Here is a 22,697-nt window from a genome sequence, read left to right as displayed (position 1 = left end):
TCATCCCTGGGTCTTCTGGATAGCTTCGCGAAGCACCTGGCGGTCGTCGAAGGGACGGACCACGCCGGCGATGTCCTGGCCCTGCTCGTGCCCCTTGCCCGCGACCAGCACGGTGTCCCCGGCGTGCGCCCGGGCGACGGTGGCGGCGATCGCGGCGGCCCGGTCCTCGAACAGGAGCACCTCGCCACGCTCGTGGGACGGCACGGAGGCCGCGCCCTGGAGCATGGTCGCGAGGATCGCCAGCGGGTCCTCGGAGCGGGGGTTGTCGGAGGTCAGTACGGCCGTGTCGGCGAGCCGGGCCGCGGCGGCGCCCATCGGGGCGCGCTTGGTCTGGTCACGGTCGCCGCCGCAGCCGAGCACGACGTGCAGACGGCCCTTGGTCACCTTGCGCAGCGCCTTGAGGACCGACTCGACCGCGTCGGTCTTGTGGGCGTAGTCCACGACCGCGAGGTAGGGCTGCCCGGCGTCCACGCGCTCCAGGCGGCCCGGCACCCCCGGCACGGCGGCGACGCCGTCGGCGGCGGCCTGCGGGTCGAGGCCGGCCACCGCGAGGGCGACGATCGCGGCGAGGGTGTTCGCCACGTTGAACGGGCCGGGCAGTGGCGACCTGGCCTGGACCCGCTCGCCGTCGGGGCCGAGGACGGTGAACGTCGAGTCCATGGGCCCGACCTGGACGTCCTCCGCGCGCCAGTCGGCGTCGGGGTGGCCCTCGGCCGAGAAGGTGACGACCGGGACGGTCGCCTCCTGGGCGAGCCGGCGGCCGTACTCGTCGTCGGTGTTGACGACGGCGAGCTTGCTGCGTTCCGGCGTGAAGAGCTGTGCCTTGGCCCGGAAGTAGTCCTCCATGTCGGAGTGGAACTCCATGTGTTCCGGGCTGAGGTTGGTGAAGACGGCGATGTCGAAGACGCAGCCGTCGACCCGGCCGAGGACCAGGGCGTGGCTGGAGACCTCCATGGCGACGGCCTCGACGCCGCGTTCGCGCATGACGGCGAACAGGGCCTGCAGATCGGTGGCTTCGGGGGTGGTGCGCTCGGACTTGATGCGCTCCTCGCCGACGCGCATCTCGACGGTGCCGATGAGGCCCGTGGTGCGGGTGGCCTTCAGACCGCCCTCGACCAGGTAGGCGGTGGTGGTCTTGCCCGAGGTGCCGGTGATGCCGATCTGGAGCAGGTCGCGGCCCGGGTCTCCGTAGATCGTTGTCGCCAGTGCGCCCATCCGCGCGCGCGGGTCGTCGACGACCAGGACCGGCAGGCCGGTCGCGGCGGCGCGTTCGGCACCCGTCGGGTCGGTCAGCACGGCGGCGGCACCGAGGCCGGCGGCCTGGGTGACGAAGTCGGCGCCGTGCAGACGGGCGCCCGGGAGGGCGGCGTACAGGTCGCCGGGGCGGACCGCGCGCGAGTCATGGGTGATGCCCGTGACCTCGGCGGTGCCCTCGACGGCGGCACCCAGCTGATCGGCCAGCTCCGCGAGGGGTGTGGCGGAGACCTGAACCGGTCGCGGCGGTCCCGGATATGTCACGGAAGCGCCCTTCTGGGTGATGGGGGACTGATCAGCGTGTGGCACGGCGGTGAGCGTACCGGGCGCACTGGCTCCGGAGCGAAGCGAGGGCTCCTGGGTGCCCTGGTTCCCGGGGTCGGGAGTGATCGTTGTCACGAGTGGTTCCTGGTCTTTCCGAGGTGCTGATCAGGGCTTGTAGTCGACGGGCAGGTTCGCGGCCTTCGCGCCGGTCGGCGGGACCTGCAGCGTCTTCAGGGCGAACTCCATCACCTGCTTGTAGACGGGGCCGCAGATCTGGCCGCCGAAGTAGCTGCCGGACGTGGCGTTCTGGATGGCGCAGTACACGGTGATCCGCGGCTTGTCCGCGGGTGCGAATCCGGCGAACGACGAGGTGTATCCGCGATACCTGCCGGTGGCCGGATCCACTCGGTTCGCCGTGCCGGTCTTGCCCGCAACCCGGTACCCGGGGATGCGGGCCTTGATGCCGGTGCCCTGCTCGTCGTCCACCACGGACTCCAGCATCTGGGAGACGGACTTGGCCGTCTTCGCGCTGACCACACGGGACTTCCCGGGCTGCGGAGCAGGCGTGAAGCGGCCGTCCGCGCCCCGGGTGCCGCGCACCAGGGTCGGCTCGACGCGGACACCGCCGTTGGCGATCGTCGAGTACACGGAGGCGGCCTGCATGGCGCTGAGCGAGAAACCCTGGCCGAAAGGAATCGTGTACTGCTGCGAGGTCGACCAGTTGCCGGGGGCGGCGAGGATTCCCTTGGTCTCGCCGGGGAAGCCGAGCCCGGTGGGCCGGCCGATGCCGAAGTCGCGCAGATAGGAGTGGAGGACCTTGTTGGCCTCGGACTGCGACTTGCCGAGCTGCCCGGTGGCGAGGATCGTGCCGATGTTGCTGGACTTGGCGAGCACGCCGTTGAGGGTGAGGTGCCAGGTGGCGTGGTCGACGTCGTCCTGGAACAGCCGGTCGCCCCGGTGCAGCCGGTTGGGGACGACGACGTGGGTGAGCGGGGTGGCCGCGTTCTCCTCCAGTACGGCCGCCATGGACATCACCTTGGCGGTGGAGCCGGGCTCGAAGGCGTCCTGCACGGCCGCGTTGCCCATGGCCTCGGCGTCGGCCTTCGACAGGTCGTTCGGATCGAAGCCGGGCGAGTTGGCCATGGCCAAAATCTGACCGCTGCGGGTGTCCTGGACGATGACGTAGCCGCGGTCCGCCCTGGACTTCTTCACCTGCTCGGAGATGGCGTTCTGGGCGGCCCACTGGATGTCGCGGTCGATGGTGAGTTCGACGTCGCTGCCGGGTACGGCGGGGGTCTCGGTCGAGCCCGCGGTGGGCACCTCGCGGCCGCCGGACTGGGCGTAGCGGATCTTGCCGTCCTTGCCGGACAGCTGCTTGTCGAGTTCCTGTTCGATGCCGCCGCCGCCCCGGCCGTCGGCGTTGACCCAGCCCAGTATCCCGGCGGCGAGGTCGCCGTTGGGGTACACGCGCTGGCTGCTGGGGTCGGCGAAGACGCCGGCGAGCACGTTGGGCGCCTTGCCGTCGGAGCCGGCCTTCTTGGTGAGGGCCGCCTTCAGGTCCTTGATCTGCTTCCAGACCTGCGGGGTCTGGCGCACGGCCAGCTTGGCGTAGCGGGACAGCTCGTTCCTGGGCCGCAGTTTCCCGACGATCGTGTCCTGGTCCTGGCCGAGGATCGGCGCGAGCAGCGCGGCGGCCTGCTCGGGCCCGTCACCGATCTTCAGCTGCTTGCGGCTGAACATCGTGGGGTCGGCCGTGATGTCGTACGCGTCCTCGCTGACGGCGAGGGCCACGCCGTTGCGGTCGGTGATGCCGCCGCGGTCGGCGGCCAGGGTGTGCACGACGTAGCGGTTCTGCTCGGCCTTGGCGGCGTACGCGTGCGCGTCGACGGCCTGGACCTGGAGCAGCCGTACGACGAAGGCGCTCATCACCAGGGTGAGGGCGAGGCCCACCATGCGCAGCCGGGGCCTGGGCCGGCCGAGCCGGAGCGGCGGCGGGGGCATGGGCCGGGCACCGCCCGGCCTGCGGGCCGGCCGGGCACCGGGCCCGGGCTGCCGCCGGACGGCGCCCCGCGCCCGGCGGGGCTCGGCCCGGTCCGGACGGGGCCGGGGACCCGGGGAAGGCTTCGCGGGGCCGGGCACGCGGCGGCGCGGCGGTTCCCTGTCGGACACTTCCGTCACCTGCCGGAGGTCGGGGTGGGGGCGGACTGGAGGGTGGAGAGCGGCGCCAACGCCGCCGGGGTGGTGATCACCGGGGCGGGGGCCGCGGGAGTGGGCGTCGGGGTGGCGGCGGGCGTCGGGGTGCCGGGGGTCTGCGCCGGTGAGGACGGCGGCCCGGCGGACGGGGTGACGGTCTCCGGGGCGGCCGGGCCCTTGAGTGCGGCGGGCTCGGGGCTCGCGGCGCCGGGTACGCCCTTGACGGTCCCGCCGGGGTCCAGGAAGGCCGGGTCGCCGCCGGGGACCATGCCGAGTTCGCGGGCGCGGCGCTGGAGGGCGTCGGGGGACGAGTAGCCGTCGATGTCCCGCTGGAGCGCCTGCTCCTCGTCGGTGAGGCTCTTCGTCTGCTTGCGCAGGGCGTCGAGCCGGAACGAGCCTTCGCTGAGCGCGGAGTTCAGCACCAGCAGCCCGATGAGGCCGCCGCCGAGCAGCAGGACGACGAGCAGGACGAACGGGGCGCGGGCCGCGCGGGCGCGGCCGGCCGGGAGGAGCCGGGCGAGCCGGGCGGCCCTCCCCCGCAGTTCGGGTTTCCTACTCACTGGGCCTCCGGTGGCTCCGGTGCGCCGACGGGTGAGTCCGGGAACCCAGCCGACCCGTTTCGCTCACTCGGCGTCCTCCCTGATGCGCTCTGCGCCGCGCAGCCGGGCCGGGGCGGCCCGGCGGTTCTCGGCGATCTCTTCCTCGGTGGGAAGTTCGGCACCGCGCGTGAGCAGCTTGAGCCGCGGCTGGTAGCGCTCGGGCACGACGGGCAGTCCGGGCGGCGCGGTGGTGGCGGCGCCCGCCGCGAACACCTGTTTCACCAGCCGGTCCTCAAGCGAGTGGTACGACAGCACGGCGACGCGCCCGCCGACGCCGACGGCCTTGACCGCCGCGGGGATCGCCCGCTCCAGGACCGACAGCTCGCCGTTGACCTCGATGCGCAAGGCCTGGAAGGTGCGCTTGGCCGGGTTGCCGCCGGTGCGCTTGGCCGCCTGCGGCAGCGCGTCCCGGATCAGCTCGACGAGCCGCGCGCTGTTGCTGAACGCCTCCTTCTCGCGTTCCCGGACGATCGCCGAGACGATCCGCTTGGCCTGCTTCTCCTCGCCGTAGGCGCGCAGGATCCGCACCAGTTCGCCCGCCGGGTAGGTGTTGAGCACCTCGGCGGCGCTGATGCCGGTCGTCTGGTCCATGCGCATGTCGAGCGGGGCGTCCTGGGCATAGGCGAAACCGCGGTCGGCCTCGTCGAGCTGCATGGAGGACACGCCGAGGTCGAACAGGACGCCCTGCACGCGCGCGATGCCGAGCCGGTCCAGGACCTCGGGCAGCTCGTCGTACACCGCGTGCACGAGGGTGGCCCGGTCCCCGTACGGCGCCAGCCGCTCACCCGACAGGCGCAGCGCCTCCTTGTCCCGGTCGAGGCCGATCAGGCGCACCTCGGGGAACCGGCTCAGCAGCGCCTCGCTGTGGCCGCCGAGGCCGAGGGTGCAGTCGACGACCACCGCTCCCGGCCGCTCCAGGGCGGGTGCCAGCAGGTCCAGGCACCGCTGGAGCATCACCGGGACGTGTCGACTCTCGCTCAAGGGGGCCTCTCGTTTCCGACGGGCCGTACGCACCGCCGGGTCCCCGCCCGCTCCGTGAAGGGGAGGCCCGCCGGCGCCGGAAGCGTCGGCCGGCCGGGAGCGGGAGGAGGCCGAGCCGTACGTACGCGCCGCGCACGTGGGGAGACCGTCCGGGTGAGGGCCGGGGTCTCCGGGGGATTCACCAGCAGGGAGAGCCGCGCCTCCCGCTTCGCGTCACTTTAGTCCACCGGGTCGCGCGGTCAATCAACCGGCCTGCGCGTCGCCCGACCGGGCGCGATTACGGTTCGCGCTGTGTGTGGAGTCGCTCACAACAAGCCACAATGGCGTTCTTTGTCCGCTCTGCACAGCAGGACCGGAGCGGGGATGACCAGTACGGTCTTGGGTATGACGACTTCTGCAGCAGCTCAGCCCGGAGCCGATGGAACCATAGCGGGTGACGGCACCGTCACGGACCGCCTCTTCGAGGCCAACGAGCGGTACGCCGCCGAGTTCAGCGACCCCGGGATGGACGCCCGGCCCGTCCTGCGGGTCGCGGTCGTGGCCTGCATGGACGCCCGACTCGACCTGCACAAGGCCCTCGGTCTGCAGCTCGGTGACTGCCACACCATCCGCAACGCGGGCGGGGTCGTCACCGACGACGTGATCCGGTCCCTGACCATCAGCCAGCGGGCGCTCGGCACCCGCAGCGTCGTGCTGATCCACCACACCGGATGCGGCATGGAGTCCATCACGGAGGACTTCCGGCACGAGCTGGAGCTGGAGGTCGGCCAGCGTCCCGCGTGGCCGGTGGAGGCCTTCCGGGACGTCGACCAGGACGTGCGGCAGTCCATGCAGCGCGTGCGCACCTCGCCGTTCCTGCTGCACACCGACGACGTGCGCGGTTTCGTGTTCGACGTCAAGACCGGCCGCCTGCGCGAGATCGACCCCGCCTGACGAAGCACACCGGCCCGTCACGAACACCCCCGCATCGCGCGGGCATTCCGTCGCCGCCCGTCTGGATCGGCAGCCGAAAAGGCCCCAAGGCCGACATAGTGCGGGCAGTTGTCCACAGGCGAGTGACACGAATCGGTAACGGCGGCAAGAATGCGGGGTGTGGCGTCGCCCGGAACCGTTCCGGCGCGGTGCCCGTGTTTCGGGGTGGGCCGGTTTCGCAGCGCAGAGCGTCGGCCCGAGTAAGAAAGGGCCGAGGAGGGCCGGGTGACGACCTATGACGATCGTGCGAGCCATGGGGGTGTCCCCGCGCGAGCGCAGTCGAGCGTGGGGGATGATCTGACCGCCACTGTGGAGCGTGTCCGCAGTTCGGTGGAGAGTGTGATCGAGGGCAAGCCCGAGGTCGTACGGCTTTCGCTGACCGTACTGCTCGCCGAGGGACACCTGTTGATCGAGGATGTCCCCGGCGTGGGCAAGACGATGCTGGCCAAGGCACTGGCGCGGTCCATCGACTGCTCGGTGCGACGCATCCAGTTCACGCCCGACCTGCTGCCCTCGGACATCACGGGTGTGTCCATCTGGGACCAGCAGCGCCGGGACTTCGAGTTCAAGCCGGGTGCCATCTTCGCGCAGATCGTGATCGGCGACGAGATCAACCGCGCCTCGCCGAAGACCCAGTCGGCCCTGCTGGAGTCCATGGAGGAACGGCAGGTCACCATCGACGGGCAGAGCTATGAACTGCCCAGCCCGTTCATGGTGGTGGCCACGCAGAACCCGGTCGAGATGGAGGGCACCTACCCGCTGCCCGAGGCCCAGCGCGACCGCTTCATGGCCCGGGTCTCCGTCGGCTACCCGAGCGTCGAGGCCGAGCTGCAGATGCTCGACGTGCACGGCGGGGTGAGCCCGCTGGAGGACCTGCAGCCGGTGGCGCACGCGCACGAGATCGTGAAGCTGATCGAGGCCGTGCGCGGGGTGCACGTCTCCGAGGCCGTGCGCCGGTACGCGGTGGAACTGGTCTCGGCCACGCGCACCCACCCCGACCTCAGACTCGGCGCGTCCCCGCGCGCGACCCTGCATCTGCTGCGCGCCGCCAAGGCGTCCGCCGCCCTCGCCGGCCGGGACTACGCGCTGCCGGACGACGTGCAGGAACTCGCCGTCGCCGTCCTCGCCCACCGGCTGCTGCCCACCGCACAGGCCCAGCTCAACCGGCGTACGGCCGAACAGGTGGTGCTGGAGATCCTGCAGCACACCGCCGTACCCGCGTCGCCGCAGCAGCACGGCGGCTTCGGCTCGCTGGGCCGGACCATGCCCGCCTACCCCCAGCAGCCCCCTCGGGGTCTTTGATGAGCACCGGGGGGGCGGGGCGGGCGGAGCCCGACCGCGGGGACGCGGGCGGCGTCCGGACCGCCCTGGCGGGGCTCACCACGCGCGGGCGTTCCTTCCTCGCGGCCGGGATCGCGGCCGCGGTCTGCGCGTACGTGCTGGGCCAGAGCGATCTGCTGCGGGTCGGCCTGCTGCTGGCGGTGCTGCCCCTGCTCTGCGCGGCCGTGCTGTACCGCACGCGCTACCGGGTGGCCGGCAGCCGCCGGCTCTCCCCCGCGCGCGTGCCCGCCGCCGGCGAGGCGCGCGTGCACCTGCGGATGGACAACGTCTCCCGGCTGCCCACCGGCCTGCTGATGCTCCAGGACCGGGTGCCCTACGTCCTCGGGCCCCGGCCCCGCTTCGTGCTGGACCGGGTGGAGCCGGGCGGGCGCCGCGAGGTGTCGTACCGGGTCCGCTCCGACCTGCGCGGCCGCTATCCGCTGGGTCCGCTGCAGCTGCGCCTGACCGACCCGTTCGGGATGTGCGAGCTGACGCGGTCCTTCTCGACGTACGACACGCTGACCGTCATACCGCGCACCGAGCCACTGACACCGGTCCGGTTCAGCGGCGAGGCCAGGGGGTACGGCGACGGGCGCCGGCGGTCCCTGGCCCTGGCCGGCGAGGACGACGTGATCCCTCGCGGCTACCGGTACGGCGACGACCTGCGCCGGGTGCACTGGCGCTCCACCGCGCGCTACGGCGAGCTGATGGTGCGCCGCGAGGAGCAGCCGCGGCGCTCGCGCTGCACGGTGCTGCTGGACACCCGGGCGATCGGCTACGAGGGCGCGGGCCCCGACTCGGCGTTCGAGTGGGCCGTCTCCGGTACCGCGTCGGTCCTGACGCACCTGCTCGAACAGGGTTTCTCGGTGCGGCTGCTGACGGACGGTGGCACCTCGGTGCCCGGGGAGGGCGCCGACGGGTTCGCCGGCAGCGGCCCGGACAGCGCGGACGCGGCCGGACTGATGATGGACACCCTCGCGGTGATCGACCACTCCGACGGCACGGGCCTGTCCCGGGCGTACGACTCGCTGCGCGGCGGTAACGAGGGGCTGCTGGTGGCGTTCCTGGGCGACCTGGACGAGGAGCAGGCGGCGGTGGTCGCCAAGATGCGCCAGCGCAGCGGCGGAGCGCTGGCGTTCGTGCTGGACCCGGACGCGTGGGTGCGGGAGACGACCGGTGCGCCGGCTCCCGGCAGTCGGCAGGAGGAGCGGCTGCGCATGCTGCGCGAGGCGGGCTGGACGGCGCTGGGCGTGCCGCGCGGGGCGTCGCTGAACGAGCTGTGGCGGCAGGCGGACCGGGAGCGCTCGGGCCTGACCGGCGTCGGCGGGGAGGCACGGTGATGAGCGGGCGGGCCCGGCTGGCCCTGTGCGCCGCCGCGGCCACGCTGATGACCGCGTGCGCGCTGCTGCCCCTGGTCGACCAGCCGACGTGGCTGTTCACGACGGTGCTATTGGTCGCCGTGCAGACCGGGGTGGGCGCGGCGGCCCGGCGAGTGCCGCTGGCGCGGCCGCTGACCGTGGCGGCGCAGGCTCTGGTCACGCTGATGCTGCTGACCCTGGTCTTCGCCCGGCGGCAGGCGGTCGGCGGGCTGGTTCCCGGCCCGGACGCGTTCCGGTACTTCGGCGATCTGCTCCAGCAGGGCTCCGACGACGTCAGCCGCTACGCGATACCGGCTCCGCTCACCGACGGCATCGAGCTGATGCTGATCGGCGGGGTCCTGGTGATCGGTCTGCTGGTCGACACCCTGGCGGTGACCTTCCGCAGCGCGGCCCCGGCGGGTCTGCCGCTGCTCGCGCTGTACTCGGTGGCGGCCGGGCTGTCCGACAGCGGCACCGACTGGCTGTCCTTCCTGATCGCGGCGGCCGGTTATCTGATGCTGCTCCTCGCCGAGAGCCGGGACCGGCTGGCCCAGTGGGGCCGCGTCTTCGGCGGCGCCGCCCGCGACCCGGACACACCGGAGAGCGGGGCGGTGGCGCCGGTGCGCGCCGGTCGCCGGCTCGGCGCGGTGGCTCTCGGTGTCGCCGTACTGGTGCCGGCCATTCCCCTGTTCTCGATCCAGGGCGGGCTGCTGGACGCCCCGGGGACGGGCGTCGGCGCGGGCAACGGCAGGGGCGGCACGATCTCCGCGGTCAACCCGCTGGTGTCGCTGCGCGACAGCCTGAACGTGGAGAACGACCGCCAGGTGCTGTCGCTGCGGACCACGGCGGGCGACCTGTCGGACATGTATCTGCGGATCGTGTCCCTGGACGACTTCGACGGCACGACCTGGAAGCCGTCCCAACGGCACATCGTCGCGCTGCCGGACGTCCTGCCGACCCCCGCCGGCCTGGACTCGGGCGTCAAGCGCACCGCGGTGCGCACCAGGATCACCGCGGCGGACTGGTACGCCCAGGACTGGCTGCCGATGCCGTACCCGCCGAGCCGGGTGAGCATCAGCGGCAACTGGCGGTACGAGCCCGTCGGCATGACGCTCGTCGGCGACCACGGCCAGAACACCCGCGGCGAGGTCTACGAGGTACGCAGCCTCGACGTGCGGCCGACCGCCGCCGAGCTGGCCGCCGCGCCCCAGGCGCCCGTGGCCCTGCGGCGCGAGTACACCAAGGTGCCGTCCAGGCTGCCGAAGGTGGTGGCCAGGACCGCCGAGGAGATCACCGCGGGCTCGTCCAGCCACTACGACGAGGCGGTCAAGCTCCAGGACTGGTTCGCGGTGAACGGCGGCTTCCAGTACGACACCGAGGTGGAGGTCGGCCAGGGCCCGGACGCGATCGCGAACTTCCTGCGGAAGAAGCAGGGCTTCTGCGTCCACTTCTCCTTCGCGATGGCCGCGATGGCCCGCACGCTGGGGATCCCGGCCCGGGTCGCGGTGGGTTTCGCGCCCGGCACCCCGCAGGCCGACGGCTCGGTCTCGGTGTCGCTGAAGGACGCGCACGCCTGGCCCGAGCTGTACTTCGAGGGCGTGGGCTGGACCCGCTTCGAGCCGACCCCGACCCGGGGCACGGTGCCTTCGTACACCCAGTCGAACACGCCGGGCACGTCGGAGCCGGACGAGGCGCTGCCGTCGCGCGGGGCGTCCCGGGCGCCCTCGGCCGCGGCCTCGCCGAGCGACAGCTGCTCGGCGCAGTTGCGCAGGCTCGAGGCCTGCGACAGTCCGGCCGCCGCGGTCGCGCCTTCCGGCGGTGGCGGCAGCGGCTGGGATCTGCTGTGGCTCGGGCTGATCGGGCTTGGCGTCCTGGCCGTGCTCGCGGTGCCGTTCCTGCCACTGCTGTGGCGGGCCCGGCTGCGGGCCGTCCGGCTGGGCGGGCACGCGCGGACGGCGGAGGGCGCCGGCGCCCACGCGCTGCTGGCCTGGCAGGAGCTGACCGACAGCGCCTGGGACCTCGGCATCCTCCCGGACGAGTCGCTGACCCCGCGCAACGCGGCGGCCAGGATCGTGCGGCTGGGCCGTCTCGACGCGACCTCCGGAGCCGCGGTGAACCGGGTGGCGGACGCGGTGGAGCAGGTGCTGTACGCGCCCCGGCCGCGACCGGTGGCGGGCCTCGCCGAGGACGTGCGCCGGGTGGTCGCCGCCCTGTACGGAGGCGTGCGCCGGCGGACGAGGCTGCGGGCGCTGTTCGCGCCGCGTTCGGCCGTGCGGGTGCTGTGGGCGGCGTCGGACCGGTGGACGGCGCTCAGGGAACGCGCGGTGGCGGCCCGGCCGTCGTGGCGCCGGCCGTCGGGCCAGCGGGGCTGAGGCCGCGGGGCCGCGGACCGGCGGCCCCAGGGCACACGTGAGGGGTGACCACCGGATGGTGGTCACCCCTCACGGATGTCCTTCGTCGCTCGCCGCCGTGCCGACCCGGTCCGAACGCCGGGCGCTAGTGGCCCTGCTGCTCGTCGCGGCGGCGCTGCCAGCGCTGTTCGATCCGGTCCATCATGGAGCGCTTCTGCCGTACCTGGGGGCGCGGGGCGCCCGCGGGCTGCTCACCCGGCTTGGGGGCCTTCCGCCAGCCGGTGACGGCGAGCACGGCACAGCCCAGCATCACCAGGAAGCCCACCACGCTGACCCAGATCTGCTGTGCGACCATTCCGGCCATGAGGAGCGCGATACCCACGAGGAAGCCCACGACCGCCTGGTAGACCCGCCGCCGGGTGTACGTCCGCAGCCCACTTCCCTCAAGCGCCGACGCGAACTTGGGATCTTCGGCGTACAGCGCTCGCTCCATCTGCTCGAGCATGCGCTGCTCGTGCTCCGAGAGCGGCACGGAGTCCTCCTCATCGTGCAGTCGCCGGGGCGACCCGGGGGGTCCCTTCAGGATAGGCAGGGAATCGCCCCCGTGAAACCCGCCCCTCTGCGCCAATTGGCCAACCGGAATCCATCCAGGCCGTCCCGGCTCGCTGAGGCTTCCATTCCCCGGCGGCCGACCCGTCATGCCGGACGGCGTACCTCGATCATACGGCGCAAACCGCTCGATCGGGTGGCTTGTGGCGTACTCCATCCGCCGCCGAGCCCCTGATCAGCGGCGGGTCACCAGGAGCACTCAGGCCTCGGTGGCCGCCCGCGTCTCACCGAGCACATGGAGCTGGGTGGCGACCGAGTGGAAGGCGGGCAGCTCGGCCGCCGCCGCCTCGAGCTTGAGCAGGGCGTCCATGGCACCGGGCTCGGTGTCCACCAGGACGCCGGGCACGAGGTCGGCGAAGACCCGTACGCCGTGCACGGCGCCGACCCGCAGGCCCGCGCCCTCCACCAGCGCGGTGAGCTGCTCGGCGGTGAAGCGGCGCGGCACCGGGTCCCCGGTGCCCCAGCGGCCCTCGGGGTCCTGGAGGGCCTGCTTGGCCTCCTTGAAGTGACCGGCCAGCGCACGGGCGAGCACGGCACCGCCGAGACCGGCGGCGAGCAGGCTGAGGACCCCCTCGGAGCGCAGCGCGGCCACCGCGTTGCGCACGCCCTCGGCCGGGTCGTCCACGTACTCCAGGACCCCGTGGCACAGCACCACGTCGTGGCCGCCGCGCTCGACCACGTCGAACAGGCCGTGGGCATCGCCCTGGACGCCCCGGACCCGGTCGGCGACCCCGGCCTCGGCGGCGCGGCGTTCGAGGGCGAACAGCGCGTTGGGGCTGGGGTCGACGACGGTGACCCGGTGACCGAGGCCGGCGAGGGGCACGGCGAAGTTGCCGCTGCCGCCCCCGGTGTCGAGGACGTCCAGCGATTCCCGCCCCGTGGCCTTGATCCGGCGGTCCAGGGCGTCCTGGAGGACCTCCCAGACCACTGCGGTACGGAGGGAGGAACGGGGGCGCATCGGGTCCGACACGGCAGTTGACTCCTCGGCGCGGCACCGCCTGTTGCCCGGCGGCGCGAACGGGGTGCCCTCCCCGGCCCGGATGCGGGAGGAAGGAAGGCTTCAGGCGCCTCCACCCTATTGCCTCCGCCGCCGTGCCCGGTCATCGCGGTGGGGTGGGCCCCGTCCGTCTCGCAGGGCGGACGGCCGAGGTCAGCCCGCGTCCGGGAGGTCCTCGCGGGCGGGTGGGCCCGGTGGCTCCCCGGTGTCGTGGCGCGGCTGGGGCAGGACGGGCTGGAGCACCAGCATCCGCTCGACGATGCGGATGAACATCGCCACGTCGCGTGTCAGGTCGTCGGCGTCCCGCCGGCCGGCCGCGCCCTGGATGCCCGCCTCGGCCCGGGCGCGGCGGGCCGCGCCGGAGGCGAACAGCGCGCTCCACTCGGTCAGTTCGGGAGCTATCTCGGGCAGCACCTCCCAGGCGCTGCGGATGCGCGCACGGCGGCGCGGGGAGGTCTCCGGACGGCCCCGCGCCGCGAGCACCGCGGCGGCGGTGCGCAGGGCGGCGAGGTGGGCGGTCGCGTAGCGCTCGTTGGGTGTCTCCAGGCGGCCGGCCTCCTCGAGTCCGGCGCGGGCCTGGGCGAGCAGGTCGAGGACAGCGGGCGGGGCCGTGGCCCGGCGGAGCACGGGGTGCACGTCGCCCGCCGGGCCGGTCAGTGAGGGGGCAGGGCCGGTGGCGCGGCGCCGGTGGGCGGCGGCTGCGGACGGGTTGGCCATGACGAACCTCCTGTCGTCTGGTGACGGCACGGATGCCGTATGTGCCCATCGTGAGGTATGGCACTGACAATCCGTTCTGACCTGCCGCTTTGCTTCGATCAGGGGTTCGGGAGTAGTTTTGTACTGACCAGTCAGTGCAAAAACAGCAGGCAAGGGGGAAGCTGTGGACGGCGCGCACCTGACCGCCGAGGGCCTCGGGCTCAAGGGACCACGAGGGTGGGTCTTCCGGGACGTCACGCTCGACGCGGAGCCCGGCTCGCTGATCGCGATCGAGGGACCGTCCGGCTCCGGCCGTACGTGTCTGCTGCTCGCGCTCACCGGACGGATGAAGCCCACCGAGGGAGTGGCCACGGTGGCCGGCTTCAAACTCCCCCGCCACATGGCCGCCGTGCGCCGGGTCGGCGCCGTCGCCAACGTGGCCGGTGTCACCGACCTGGAGCCGGCCCTGACCGTCGGGGAGCACCTGCGCGAACGGGCCCTGCTGCAGCACCGGTTCGGCGACTCCCTGCGGGAGGTGCTGCGGCCCCGCCGGGACCGCGCGCACGAGGCCCGGCTGCGCGTCGACGCCGCCCTGGCCGCCGCCGGACTCGATCCGGAGACGCTCCCCAAGGGCTCCCGCACGGCGGTGCGGGACCTGGAGCGCCCGGCGGAACTGCGGCTGTCCATCGCGCTCGCCCTGCTGGGCCGGCCGCGGCTGCTCGGCGTGGACGACATCGACATGAAGCTCTCGGACGCCGAGCGCGAGGGGATCTGGGACCTGCTGCGCTCGCTCGCGCGCGCGGGCACGACGGTGGTGACCGTGTGCCGCACCGCCCCCGCGGACTGCCTCGCCGTCTCCACCGAGCCGGCCGGGAGGACCGGCGGCGACAGCGGGCCCGACCCGGCCGGCGACAGCAACCGGACGGCCGGGAACGGCAGCCCGGAACCGGGCGACGACGCCGCCCCGGACACCGACGACGACAACGGCCGGAAGGAGGAGGCGGATGCGCACGCCCAGGCTGGCCGCTCTTGAGCTGAGGCGCTTCGGACGGGGGAAGCTGCCGCGTGCCGCGCTGGTCGCGCTGCTCGTGCTGCCCCTGCTGTACGGCGCCCTGTACCTGTGGTCCTTCTGGGACCCCTACGGCCGTCTGGACCGTATCCCGGTGGCGCTGGTGAACGACGACAAGGGCGCCACGGCGGGCGGAAAGAAGGTCACCGCCGGCGACGACATCGTGGCCGGGCTGCGCGACAGCCGGACCTTCGAGTGGCACGAGGTGAGCGACGCCGAGGCCCGCCGGGGCGTCGAGGACGGCACCTACTACCTGTCGCTGACCATGCCCGCCGACTTCAGCGGCCGGATCGCGTCCAGCTCCGGCGACTCCCCCGAGACGAGCGCGCTCAGGGTGCGCACCAACGACGCGAACAACTACATCGTCGGTCAGATCTCCAGGACCGTCTTCAACGAGGTCCGCTCGGCCGCGTCCAGCAAGACGTCCCGGACCTTCCTGGACCGGATCTTCATCTCCTTCTCCGACATCCACGGCAAGACCGTGACGGCCGCCAAGGGCGCCGACCGCCTCAAGGGCGGCATCGGCAAGGCCGAGAAGGGCTCCAGGGACCTCGCGGCCGGCCTGAAGGACGCGAAGAGCGGCAGCGGCAAGCTGGCCAAGGGGCTGAAGAAGCTCGACTCGGGCGCCGGCAGGCTGGAGGACGGTTCCCGGCGGGTCGCGGACGGCACCCAGACCCTCGCGAACAACGTCAACGGCGTCTACAAGCAGGCCGGTCCGTTCCTGAAGGACAACGAGAAGACCATCGGGGACACCGCCCGGCTGGTCGCCGACTCGGCCGCGACCGTCCGGCACAACCTCGAGACCATGGTGAAGCTGGCGCCGGGCGCCGCCAGGACCGCCCACGCCTCCTCGGCCGCGCTGGACGCGATCTACGAGGCCCGCTGCGAGAAGGCGGTGATCCCCGACCCGGCCTGTCCCGACCTGAAGAAGGCCAAGCAGGCGGCGGCCGACGTGGCCACCGTCGCCGACGACCTCAACACGCTGATCGCCGACCAGGACGGCTCCCTGAAGACCATGCGGGCCAACCTGGCCACGCTCCAGAAGCAGGCCCAGGCACTCGCCGCCCGCGCCCCGCACCTCTACGAGGACGTCGACGACGCCGTCAAGAAGATCAACGAGCTGAACGACGGCGCGGCCGAGGTCGCCGCAGGCGCCAAGAAGCTGCACGCCGGAATCGGCACCGCCGGCACCGGGGCGGCGAAGCTCGACGAGGGAATCGGCACCGCCGAGTCGGGCGCCCAGACCCTCAGCGGCGGCATGTACAAGCTGGTCGGCGGCTCCGGCAAGCTGGCCGGCGGCCTGCACGACGGCGCGAAGAAGATCCCCGACTACGACAAGCAGGACCGCGACCAGCGCACCGGCGTGATGGCCGACCCGGTCCAGCTCGCCTCCCACGACCTGCACAAGGCGCCCAACTACGGCACCGGCTTCGCCCCGTACTTCATCCCGCTGTCCCTGTGGGTCGGCGCGATGGTGGCGTACATGCTGATCCCGCCGCTCAACCGGCGCGCCCTGGCGGCCGGTTCGCCGGCCTGGCGGATCGCGCTGGCCGGCTGGCTGCCGGTCGTCGCGGTGGGCGTGCTGCAGACGGCCGCGCTGATGGCCGTGCTGCACTGGGCGATCGGGCTGCAGATGGCGCGGGCGGCCGGCACGGTCGGGTTCCTGTTCCTGGTGGCGGCGTGCTTCGCGGCGATCGTGCAGTGGCTGAACGCCCGCTTCGGCGCGGCGGGCCGGATCCTGGTGCTGGCGCTGCTGATGCTCCAGCTCACCTCGGCGGGCGGCACCTACCCCGTGCAGACCAGCCCGGGCTTCTTCAACGCCATCCACCCTTTCCTGCCGATGAGCTACATCGTGGAGGCCCTGCGCCGGCTGATCACGGGCGGCGGGCTCGGCCCGGTCTGGCAGGCGTGCGGTGTGCTGACCGCCTTCACCGCGGGCGCCGTCGCGCTGACCGCCCTCGCGGCCCGGCGCCGGCAGGTGTGGACGCTGGACCGGCTGCACCCGGAACTGAGCCTGTGATCCCGGGGACGTCCCCGCACGCGCGCGTACCTGTGACAATCGGGGCCATGGAAAGCAGCAGCGCCACCTCCGGCGGCAGCACGCGTCGCGAGGCCACCCGGCAGAAGCTCTACGAGGCCGCCGTCACGCTCATCGCCGAGCAGGGCTTCTCCGCCACCACCGTGGACGAGATCGCCGAGCGGGCCGGGGTCGCGAAGGGCACCGTCTACTACAACTTCGCGAGCAAGTCGGTCCTCTTCGAGGAGCTGCTGCGGCACGGCGTGGGCCTGCTCACCGCCTCCCTCAGGGAGGCGGCCGAGCGGACCGCGGCGGAGGGCGGCGGCAAGGTGGACGCGCTGGACGCGATGGTCCGCGCGGGCCTGGTCTTCATCGACCGCTACCCGGCCTTCACCCAGCTCTACGTGGCCGAGCTGTGGCGCACCAACCGTGCCTGGCAGTCCACGCTGATGGTGGTCCGGCAGGAGGCCGTCGCCGTCGTGGAGGGGGTGCTGCGCGAGGGCGTGGCGGCCGGTGAGTTCAGCGACGAGATCGACGTCCAGCTGACGGCGGCCGCGCTGGTCGGCATGGTGCTGGTGGCCGCCCTGGACTGGAAGTCGTTCCAGCCGGAGCGCTCCCTGGACGACGTCCACGCGGCCCTGTCCCGGCTGCTCCAGGGACGGGTCAGCGGGAAGGGCTGAGACGCGCCGGGAACACGGAGAAGGCGCCGGTCCCTTGCCGGACCGGCGCCTTCCCACTCCCCCGTACTTCCCGTACTCCCCCGTGCGCCCCCGTACGGTTCTCCCCCGATGGTCCCCCGTGGTGGTCCGCCGCGGGTCCCCCGTGCCTCGCTTCCGCCGACGGATCGGCGGAAGGAGCGGCCAGGGCGCGGGCGCCGTTCCGCCGCCCCGTGCCGGCGGTGCCGGGCCCGCGCCCCCTGCCGTGCCCCCACTCTCCCGTGCCCGGCGGTCGCGCCCCATCCGTGCGCGTACTCATCTGGCCGTCTGAGTACGGATACTCAGTGCCGAGCGCGTGCCCGGGACGGCGGCCCGCCGGATGGCTACGATCCCTTGCGTGTCCGTACTCCCTCTGGTCTTCACCAGCGGCTGGGCCAGCGGCATCAACGCCTACGCGGTGGTGCTGCTGCTCGGGCTGTTCGGCATGACCGGGGTGAGCGACGACGTCCCGCGGACGTTGCAGCGGCCCGAGGTGCTGATCGTGGCGGGCGTGCTGTTCCTGTGCGAGGCGGTTGCCGACAAGATCCCGTACGTCGACTCGGTGTGGGACACCGCGCACACCGTCGTACGGCCGCTCGCGGGCGCCTGGGTCGGAGCGCTGCTGGCCGGGCAGAGCGGTTCGATGACGGACGTGGCGGCCGGGCTGCTCGGCGGTTCGACGGCGCTGGCCAGCCACGGCGTGAAGGCCGGTACCCGGATGGCGGTCAACACCTCACCGGAACCGTTCAGCAACTTCGTGCTGAGCACCGCGGAGGACCTGGGGGTCGCCGGCATCGTGTCGTTCGCGATGTTCCATCCCGAGGCGGCCGCGGTCATCGCGGCGGTTCTGCTGGCCGCCGGGCTGGTGGTGCTGTGGTTCCTGGTCTCCCGCATCCGGCGCTTCCTGCGGCGCCGGGCGCAGCGGCGGGAGGAACGGCGGCTGGCCTCCCGGGCGTCCGGACCGCCGGGCTGACCCGGTCCGCACCGCCCGTCGGCCGGGCTGTCGGTGCCGGTGGATAAAGTCACGGTCATGGCACGGATTGCGGTGATCGGCGCCGGGATGGGCGCGATGGCGGCCGCTGCCCGGCTGGCCGTCGCGGGCCACCGGGTGGCGGTGTACGAGCGTACGGGGACGTACGGCGGAGCGGTGCGCCGCTTCGAGCGGGACGGGTTCGCCTTCGACACCGGGCCGGGGTTGCTGCCGCTGCCCGCCGTGTACCGCGACCTGTTCGTCAAAACGGGCAAGGAGGCGCTGGAGGACGTCGTCGAGCTGGTACAGGTCGACCCGTCCGCGCGGCACGTCTTCGCGGACGGCACCGAGGTGGCCCTGCCGAACGCCTCGCGCGCGGGCGTGGTCGAGGCCCTGGACGAGGCGCTGGGCGCCGGCGCCGGGCAGCGCTGGGGGGACTTCCTGGTGCGGGCCCGGGAGGCCTGGGACCGCACCCGCCGGCCGCTGCTGGAGGAGCCGCTCTGGCCGAACTGGCAGGTGCTGGCCGAGCGCGACCCCTATCCGTCGGTGCCGCACAAACGGCTGCTGCGCACCCGCCGGGCGGGCACCCTGGCCGAGATCGGCGCCTGGGAGCTGCGCGACGAGCGTCTGGCGGCCCTCCTGGAGAGCCATGCGCTGGGATACGGCCTCGACCCCCGGACCGTGCCGGCGAGCGCGGCCGTGCTGCCGTACATGGACCACGCCTTCGGCACCTGGTACGTGCGCGGAGGCATGCGGGAGCTGGCGGGCGCGGTGTACGAGCGGTGCCTGAAGCGGCGGGTCGAGTTCGGTTTCGGCGCCGAGGTGACCGGGATCCTGGAGCGGGACGGCCGGGCGGCGGGGGTGGAACTCTCCGACGGTTCGACGGCCGAGGCGGACTTCGTGGTGGCGGACGTGGACCCGGCGCGGCTGCGGGCCCTGACGCAGCGTCCGCTGGACGCGGACGGGGACGTACGTGCCGACGATCCGGTCCTGCCCCGGCCCGGACGGTTCACGGCCCTGCTGGCCCTGCGGGGCGGGCGCGAGCCCGGAGCCGTCCATCGCACGGTCGTCCACGCTCCCGACAACCAGGCCGAGCTGGACCTCCTGGCCTCGCCCGGCGGCGACCGGCCGGTGTTTCCCACGGTGACCGTGCTGCGCCCGGACGACCCCGCACTGGCACCCGACGGCGAGCACGAGTCCGTGGTGGTGTCCGCCGTGGTCCCGGCCGGGACCGCCTGGGAGGACGAGGGCACGGTCCGGTGCTACACGGACTTCCTGCTCGAAGCCGCCGAGCGTGCGGTGCCGGGGCTGCGGGAGCGTCTGCTGTGGCACGAGGTACGCACGCCCGCGCACACGGAAGCGGAGACGGGCGCCCCGACCGGGGCCGTGCCCGCTCCCGCACTCGCCGCGGGCCGGGGGCGATTCCTGTACCCGGCGAACACGACGCGTCTGCCCGGGCTGTACCGAGTGGGCGGCTGGTCCCACCCCGGCGGCGGGCTGCCGCACGCCGGCATGTCGGGGGCGCTGGTGGCCGGGCTGATCGTGGAAGGACCCGGGTTCCGCGGCTCCCAGTGAGCCGGGAGCCGGGTACCGGGTGTCAGAAGCGGTACTGCTCGTCGTACCCGGCTCCGGGCTGCTGCTGCCCGTTGCCCTGGTACGGGTACGGCTGCTCCTGCGGGAGTTCGCCGCCGTAGTTGTCGTCGCTGCGCTGCTGCGGGACCCAGACCCCGCCGGCCGGGGTCTCGCCGTAGCCGCCGATGGCGTAGGGGTCCTGGCCGTAGCCCTGCTGGCCGTACTGCTGCTGGCCGTAGCCGGCGTCGTAGGCGGTACCGCCGTAGCCCTGGCTTCCGACGTAGGGGTCGGAGTAGTTGGCGTAGCCCTGCTGGCCGCCGGTGTCGTAGCCGTAGTTCTGCTGACCGTAGCCCGAGTAGTCGTAGGCGTAGTTCTGGTCGGCGCCCTGGGGCTGGGCCGCGGCCGCGTAGGCGGTGTCGCCGTAGACGCCGTAGGAGCCGGTGTCGTCCGGAAGCGGCTGCGGCTCGTAGACGTCGGTGGTCTCGGCGGCGGACGGCTCGGCGGAGCGGGCCGGGGTGAAGACGTCGTCCCGGTCGTAGTCGTCGCCGTGGGCGAGCCGCTCGCGGCCGTAGCCGTCACCGTCGTGGCCGTAGCCGGCGTCGTCGTGGCCCTCGCCCGCCTCCAGGTCGGAGACCTCCAGCGTCGGGTCCTGACGCTCCGTCCTGCCGCGACGGCGCTTGCTGCCGCCCTCCGCCTCGTCCTCGGGACGCTTGACCGCCCAGCCGGCGGCGAAGCCGCGGCGGAAGGACAGCGTGACGTAGGTCTGGCCGAGCGCGAAGGCGATCGCGCCCGCGCCGATGACGACGACCGATGGCATCAGCACACCGACGACCACGCCGAGGAAGCCGGCGAAGGCGAGCAGCCGCCAGCGCAACCGCGCCTTGTACTGCAGCAGCACCTCACCGAGCAGCCACAGTGCGACGACGCCGAACGCGATGTAGAGGACCGTCCAGCCCATGTACGCCCCTCTCCCAGTGGCCGCTACGCAGTGTGTCGTATCGCGGTGCGGCCGGTCTAGGCCTGCGGGGGGTGGTGCAGGCCCAGGTTCTCGTAGATTTCCAGGGTCGCCGTGGAGTTGTTGAGCGTGATGAAGTGCAGTCCGGGCACTCCCTCGGCCAGCAGCCGTGCGCAGAACTCCGTGGCGAACTCGATACCGATGGAGCGTACCGCCGCCGGATCGTCCTTCGCTGTGAGGATGCGCTCTTTCAGGGCGTCCGGGAACAGCGCGGTGCTGAGTTTGGGCACCCGCTCCAGCATCCGCACGCTGGTGACCGGCAGGACCTCGGGGATCACGGGTGTCTCGCAGCCCGCGGCCTCGACCCGGTCGCGCAGCCGCAGATACGACTCCGGCTGGAAGAACATCTGCGTGATGGCGTAGTCGGCGCCCGCGCGGCACTTGTCCACGAAGTGCCGGACGTCGGTGTCCCAGTCGGCGGAGCGCGGATGCATCTCCGGGAACGCGGCGACGCCCACGCAGAAGTCGCCCGATTCCTTGATGAGCCGGACGAGTTCGGCCGCGTACTCCAGGCCCTGGGGGTGCGGGATCCAGTCGCCCATCGGGTCGCCGGGCGGGTCGCCGCGCACGGCGAGCATGTTGCGGATGCCGGCGTCCGCGTACTGGCCGATGATGTTGCGCAGTTCGGCGATGGAGTGGTCGACCGCGGTGAGGTGGGCGACGGGTGTGAGCGTCGTGTCGACGACGATCTGCTCGGTCTCCCGGACCGTGGTCGTGCGGGTGGTGCCACCGGCGCCGTAGGTGACGGACACGAAGTCCGGCGCCACCGCCTCGACCCTGCGCAGCGCGTTCCACAGGTTCCGCTCGCCCTGGGGCGTCTTCGGCGCGTAGAACTCGAACGAGTACGTCGTCTTGCCGGTGGCGAGGATGTCGCGCACGGTGCGTGCGCGATCAGTCCTGGTGGATGCGGTTCCGAGGGCCATACCCGCAGGTTAGCCAGGGGTGGGCGGTACCCCAACCGGACGCCGGTCATTTGCCCGATTTGCCGCTTCCTCGTCCACCCCTTGGACAGAAACCCGGACAGGCCCCGGACCGCACCCCGTCCGCGGCGCCGCCGCCGCTACCGCCGGCGCAGCCGCTTGGCGAACCGGGCCGCGGCGTCACCCGGGTCGTCGGCCTCGGTGATCGCGCGGACCACGACCACCCGGCGGGCGCCCGCGTCCAGCACCTGCTCCAGGTTGCCGTGGTCGATGCCGCCGATGGCGAACCAGGGGCGGTCGGTGCCCAGGCCCGCGGTGTACCGCACCAGGCCGAGGCCGGGGGCCGGCCGGCCGGGCTTGGTCGGGGTGGGCCAGCACGGGCCGGTGCAGAAGTAGTCCACGCCCCGCTGGACGGCGGCCGCGGCGGCCTCGGACTCGGTGTGCGTGGAGCGGCCGATCAGCACGCCGTCACCGAGGACGGCGCGGGCGGCGGGCACGGGGAGATCGCCCTGGCCCAGGTGGAGCACGTCGGCGCGGGCGGCGTGGGCGACATCGGCCCGGTCGTTGACCGCGAGCAGCCTGCCGTGCCGGGCGCAGGCGTCGGCGAACACCTGGAGGTGCTCCAGTTCCTCGGCGGCCTCCATGCCCTTGTCACGCAGCTGAACGACGTCGACACCGCCCGCCAGGACCGCGTCCAGGAACTCGGCGAGGTCGCCCTGCCGTCTGCGGGCGTCCGTGCAGAGGTACAGACGGGCGTCGGCGAGTCGGTCGCGGGCGGTGTCGGACATGCGTGGGTCCCCCCGGGTCGGTGTCCATGGGTGTGCGAGCGGGTGGCGTACGGACAG

Annotated in this window: 19 protein-coding genes; 9 read left to right on the top strand and 10 right to left on the bottom strand. The window is 73.2% G+C overall.

Annotation, left to right across the window (positions count from 1 at the left end):
• The 4 genes from ABZ478_RS17625 to rsmH all read right to left on the bottom strand — a co-directional run bounded on the left by ABZ478_RS17625 (window position 1) and on the right by rsmH (window position 5,291).
• Window positions 1-1,653: a UDP-N-acetylmuramoyl-L-alanyl-D-glutamate--2,6-diaminopimelate ligase gene (locus tag ABZ478_RS17625; RefSeq protein ID WP_359550160.1), complete on the bottom strand. Its 1,653-nt coding sequence runs from the start codon at window positions 1,651-1,653 to the stop codon at window positions 1-3.
• A 30-nt stretch (window positions 1,654-1,683) separates the two neighbouring features.
• Window positions 1,684-3,687, bottom strand: a complete 2,004-nt coding sequence (locus ABZ478_RS17620; protein ID WP_359550157.1) for a penicillin-binding protein 2 — start codon at window positions 3,685-3,687, stop codon at window positions 1,684-1,686.
• A 5-nt stretch (window positions 3,688-3,692) separates the two neighbouring features.
• Window positions 3,693-4,271, bottom strand: coding sequence for a septum formation initiator family protein (locus ABZ478_RS17615; protein WP_359550155.1), 579 nt, complete (start codon window positions 4,269-4,271; stop codon window positions 3,693-3,695).
• 63 nt (window positions 4,272-4,334) lie between these two features.
• On the bottom strand, window positions 4,335-5,291 hold the full coding sequence (gene rsmH, locus ABZ478_RS17610) for a 16S rRNA (cytosine(1402)-N(4))-methyltransferase RsmH (RefSeq protein WP_359550153.1): 957 nt from the start codon (window positions 5,289-5,291) through the stop codon (window positions 4,335-4,337).
• A 384-nt stretch (window positions 5,292-5,675) separates the two neighbouring features.
• Here rsmH and ABZ478_RS17605 point away from each other — a divergent pair, with 384 nt between their 5' ends.
• The 4 genes from ABZ478_RS17605 to ABZ478_RS17590 all read left to right on the top strand — a co-directional run bounded on the left by ABZ478_RS17605 (window position 5,676) and on the right by ABZ478_RS17590 (window position 11,313).
• Complete coding sequence (locus ABZ478_RS17605; protein WP_358931038.1) at window positions 5,676-6,224, top strand: carbonic anhydrase; 549 nt, start codon at window positions 5,676-5,678, stop codon at window positions 6,222-6,224.
• A gap of 324 nt (window positions 6,225-6,548) precedes the next feature.
• The gene (locus ABZ478_RS17600) at window positions 6,549-7,565 is read left to right on the top strand and encodes a MoxR family ATPase (RefSeq protein WP_358931298.1); all 1,017 of its coding nucleotides are present in this window, start codon (window positions 6,549-6,551) and stop codon (window positions 7,563-7,565) included.
• Window positions 7,565-8,923, top strand: coding sequence for a DUF58 domain-containing protein (locus tag ABZ478_RS17595; RefSeq protein WP_359550152.1), 1,359 nt, complete (start codon window positions 7,565-7,567; stop codon window positions 8,921-8,923). Before ABZ478_RS17600 ends, ABZ478_RS17595 begins: the two co-directional genes overlap by 1 nt.
• Complete coding sequence (locus tag ABZ478_RS17590; RefSeq protein WP_359550149.1) at window positions 8,923-11,313, top strand: DUF3488 and transglutaminase-like domain-containing protein; 2,391 nt, start codon at window positions 8,923-8,925, stop codon at window positions 11,311-11,313. Before ABZ478_RS17595 ends, ABZ478_RS17590 begins: the two co-directional genes overlap by 1 nt.
• Window positions 11,314-11,437: 124 nt before the next feature.
• On the opposite strand, the gene ABZ478_RS17585 is transcribed toward ABZ478_RS17590, so the two are convergent.
• The 3 genes from ABZ478_RS17585 to ABZ478_RS17575 form a co-directional block, all read right to left on the bottom strand.
• The gene (locus ABZ478_RS17585; RefSeq protein ID WP_359550147.1) at window positions 11,438-11,824 is read right to left on the bottom strand and encodes a DUF3040 domain-containing protein; all 387 of its coding nucleotides are present in this window, start codon (window positions 11,822-11,824) and stop codon (window positions 11,438-11,440) included.
• A 276-nt stretch (window positions 11,825-12,100) separates the two neighbouring features.
• Window positions 12,101-12,871, bottom strand: coding sequence for a methyltransferase (locus ABZ478_RS17580; protein ID WP_359550144.1), 771 nt, complete (start codon window positions 12,869-12,871; stop codon window positions 12,101-12,103).
• A 180-nt stretch (window positions 12,872-13,051) separates the two neighbouring features.
• Window positions 13,052-13,615: an SAV_6107 family HEPN domain-containing protein gene (locus ABZ478_RS17575; RefSeq protein WP_359550142.1), complete on the bottom strand. Its 564-nt coding sequence runs from the start codon at window positions 13,613-13,615 to the stop codon at window positions 13,052-13,054.
• A 163-nt stretch (window positions 13,616-13,778) separates the two neighbouring features.
• Between ABZ478_RS17575 and ABZ478_RS17570 the strand changes: the two genes are divergently transcribed.
• The 5 genes from ABZ478_RS17570 to ABZ478_RS17550 all read left to right on the top strand — a co-directional run bounded on the left by ABZ478_RS17570 (window position 13,779) and on the right by ABZ478_RS17550 (window position 19,920).
• Complete coding sequence (locus ABZ478_RS17570; protein ID WP_359550139.1) at window positions 13,779-14,627, top strand: ATP-binding cassette domain-containing protein; 849 nt, start codon at window positions 13,779-13,781, stop codon at window positions 14,625-14,627.
• Window positions 14,599-16,683: a YhgE/Pip domain-containing protein gene (locus tag ABZ478_RS17565; protein ID WP_359550136.1), complete on the top strand. Its 2,085-nt coding sequence runs from the start codon at window positions 14,599-14,601 to the stop codon at window positions 16,681-16,683. The genes ABZ478_RS17570 and ABZ478_RS17565 overlap by 29 nt, the downstream gene beginning before the upstream one ends.
• Before the next feature lie 47 nt (window positions 16,684-16,730).
• On the top strand, window positions 16,731-17,360 hold the full coding sequence (locus ABZ478_RS17560; protein ID WP_143636475.1) for a TetR/AcrR family transcriptional regulator: 630 nt from the start codon (window positions 16,731-16,733) through the stop codon (window positions 17,358-17,360).
• Window positions 17,361-17,733: 373 nt separating this feature from the next.
• Window positions 17,734-18,348, top strand: coding sequence for a DUF4126 domain-containing protein (locus tag ABZ478_RS17555; RefSeq protein ID WP_359550135.1), 615 nt, complete (start codon window positions 17,734-17,736; stop codon window positions 18,346-18,348).
• 57 nt (window positions 18,349-18,405) lie between these two features.
• Window positions 18,406-19,920, top strand: coding sequence for an NAD(P)/FAD-dependent oxidoreductase (locus ABZ478_RS17550; protein ID WP_359550132.1), 1,515 nt, complete (start codon window positions 18,406-18,408; stop codon window positions 19,918-19,920).
• Window positions 19,921-19,942: 22 nt separating this feature from the next.
• Here the strand turns inward: ABZ478_RS17550 and ABZ478_RS17545 are convergent, their stop codons facing one another.
• From ABZ478_RS17545 to thiE, 3 genes are all read right to left on the bottom strand, one after another.
• Entirely contained in the window at window positions 19,943-20,875 is a 933-nt protein-coding gene (locus tag ABZ478_RS17545) for a hypothetical protein (RefSeq protein ID WP_359550131.1), read from the bottom strand.
• 56 nt (window positions 20,876-20,931) lie between these two features.
• The gene (metF, locus tag ABZ478_RS17540) at window positions 20,932-21,855 is read right to left on the bottom strand and encodes a methylenetetrahydrofolate reductase [NAD(P)H] (RefSeq protein WP_359550128.1); all 924 of its coding nucleotides are present in this window, start codon (window positions 21,853-21,855) and stop codon (window positions 20,932-20,934) included.
• 137 nt (window positions 21,856-21,992) lie between these two features.
• On the bottom strand, window positions 21,993-22,640 hold the full coding sequence (thiE, locus tag ABZ478_RS17535; protein WP_359550126.1) for a thiamine phosphate synthase: 648 nt from the start codon (window positions 22,638-22,640) through the stop codon (window positions 21,993-21,995).
• Window positions 22,641-22,697: the final 57 nt, after the last annotated feature.

Origin of the sequence: Streptomyces sp. NPDC005706 (assembly GCF_040631045.1) — a bacterium.
Taxonomy (GTDB): domain Bacteria; phylum Actinomycetota; class Actinomycetes; order Streptomycetales; family Streptomycetaceae; genus Streptomyces.
This window is presented reverse-complemented; position numbering and strand designations above follow the sequence as displayed.

Coding starts and splice junctions, on each gene's coding strand:
- ABZ478_RS17550 (WP_359550132.1), top strand. CDS start 18,406: ATGGCACGGATTGCGGTGATCGGCGCCGGGATGGGCGCGATGGCGGCC.
- ABZ478_RS17565 (WP_359550136.1), top strand. CDS start 14,599: ATGCGCACGCCCAGGCTGGCCGCTCTTGAGCTGAGGCGCTTCGGACGG.
- thiE (WP_359550126.1), bottom strand. CDS start 22,640: ATGTCCGACACCGCCCGCGACCGACTCGCCGACGCCCGTCTGTACCTC.
- ABZ478_RS17590 (WP_359550149.1), top strand. CDS start 8,923: ATGAGCGGGCGGGCCCGGCTGGCCCTGTGCGCCGCCGCGGCCACGCTG.
- ABZ478_RS17605 (WP_358931038.1), top strand. CDS start 5,676: ATGACGACTTCTGCAGCAGCTCAGCCCGGAGCCGATGGAACCATAGCG.
- ABZ478_RS17575 (WP_359550142.1), bottom strand. CDS start 13,615: ATGGCCAACCCGTCCGCAGCCGCCGCCCACCGGCGCCGCGCCACCGGC.
- ABZ478_RS17560 (WP_143636475.1), top strand. CDS start 16,731: ATGGAAAGCAGCAGCGCCACCTCCGGCGGCAGCACGCGTCGCGAGGCC.
- metF (WP_359550128.1), bottom strand. CDS start 21,855: ATGGCCCTCGGAACCGCATCCACCAGGACTGATCGCGCACGCACCGTG.
- ABZ478_RS17545 (WP_359550131.1), bottom strand. CDS start 20,875: ATGGGCTGGACGGTCCTCTACATCGCGTTCGGCGTCGTCGCACTGTGG.
- ABZ478_RS17595 (WP_359550152.1), top strand. CDS start 7,565: ATGAGCACCGGGGGGGCGGGGCGGGCGGAGCCCGACCGCGGGGACGCG.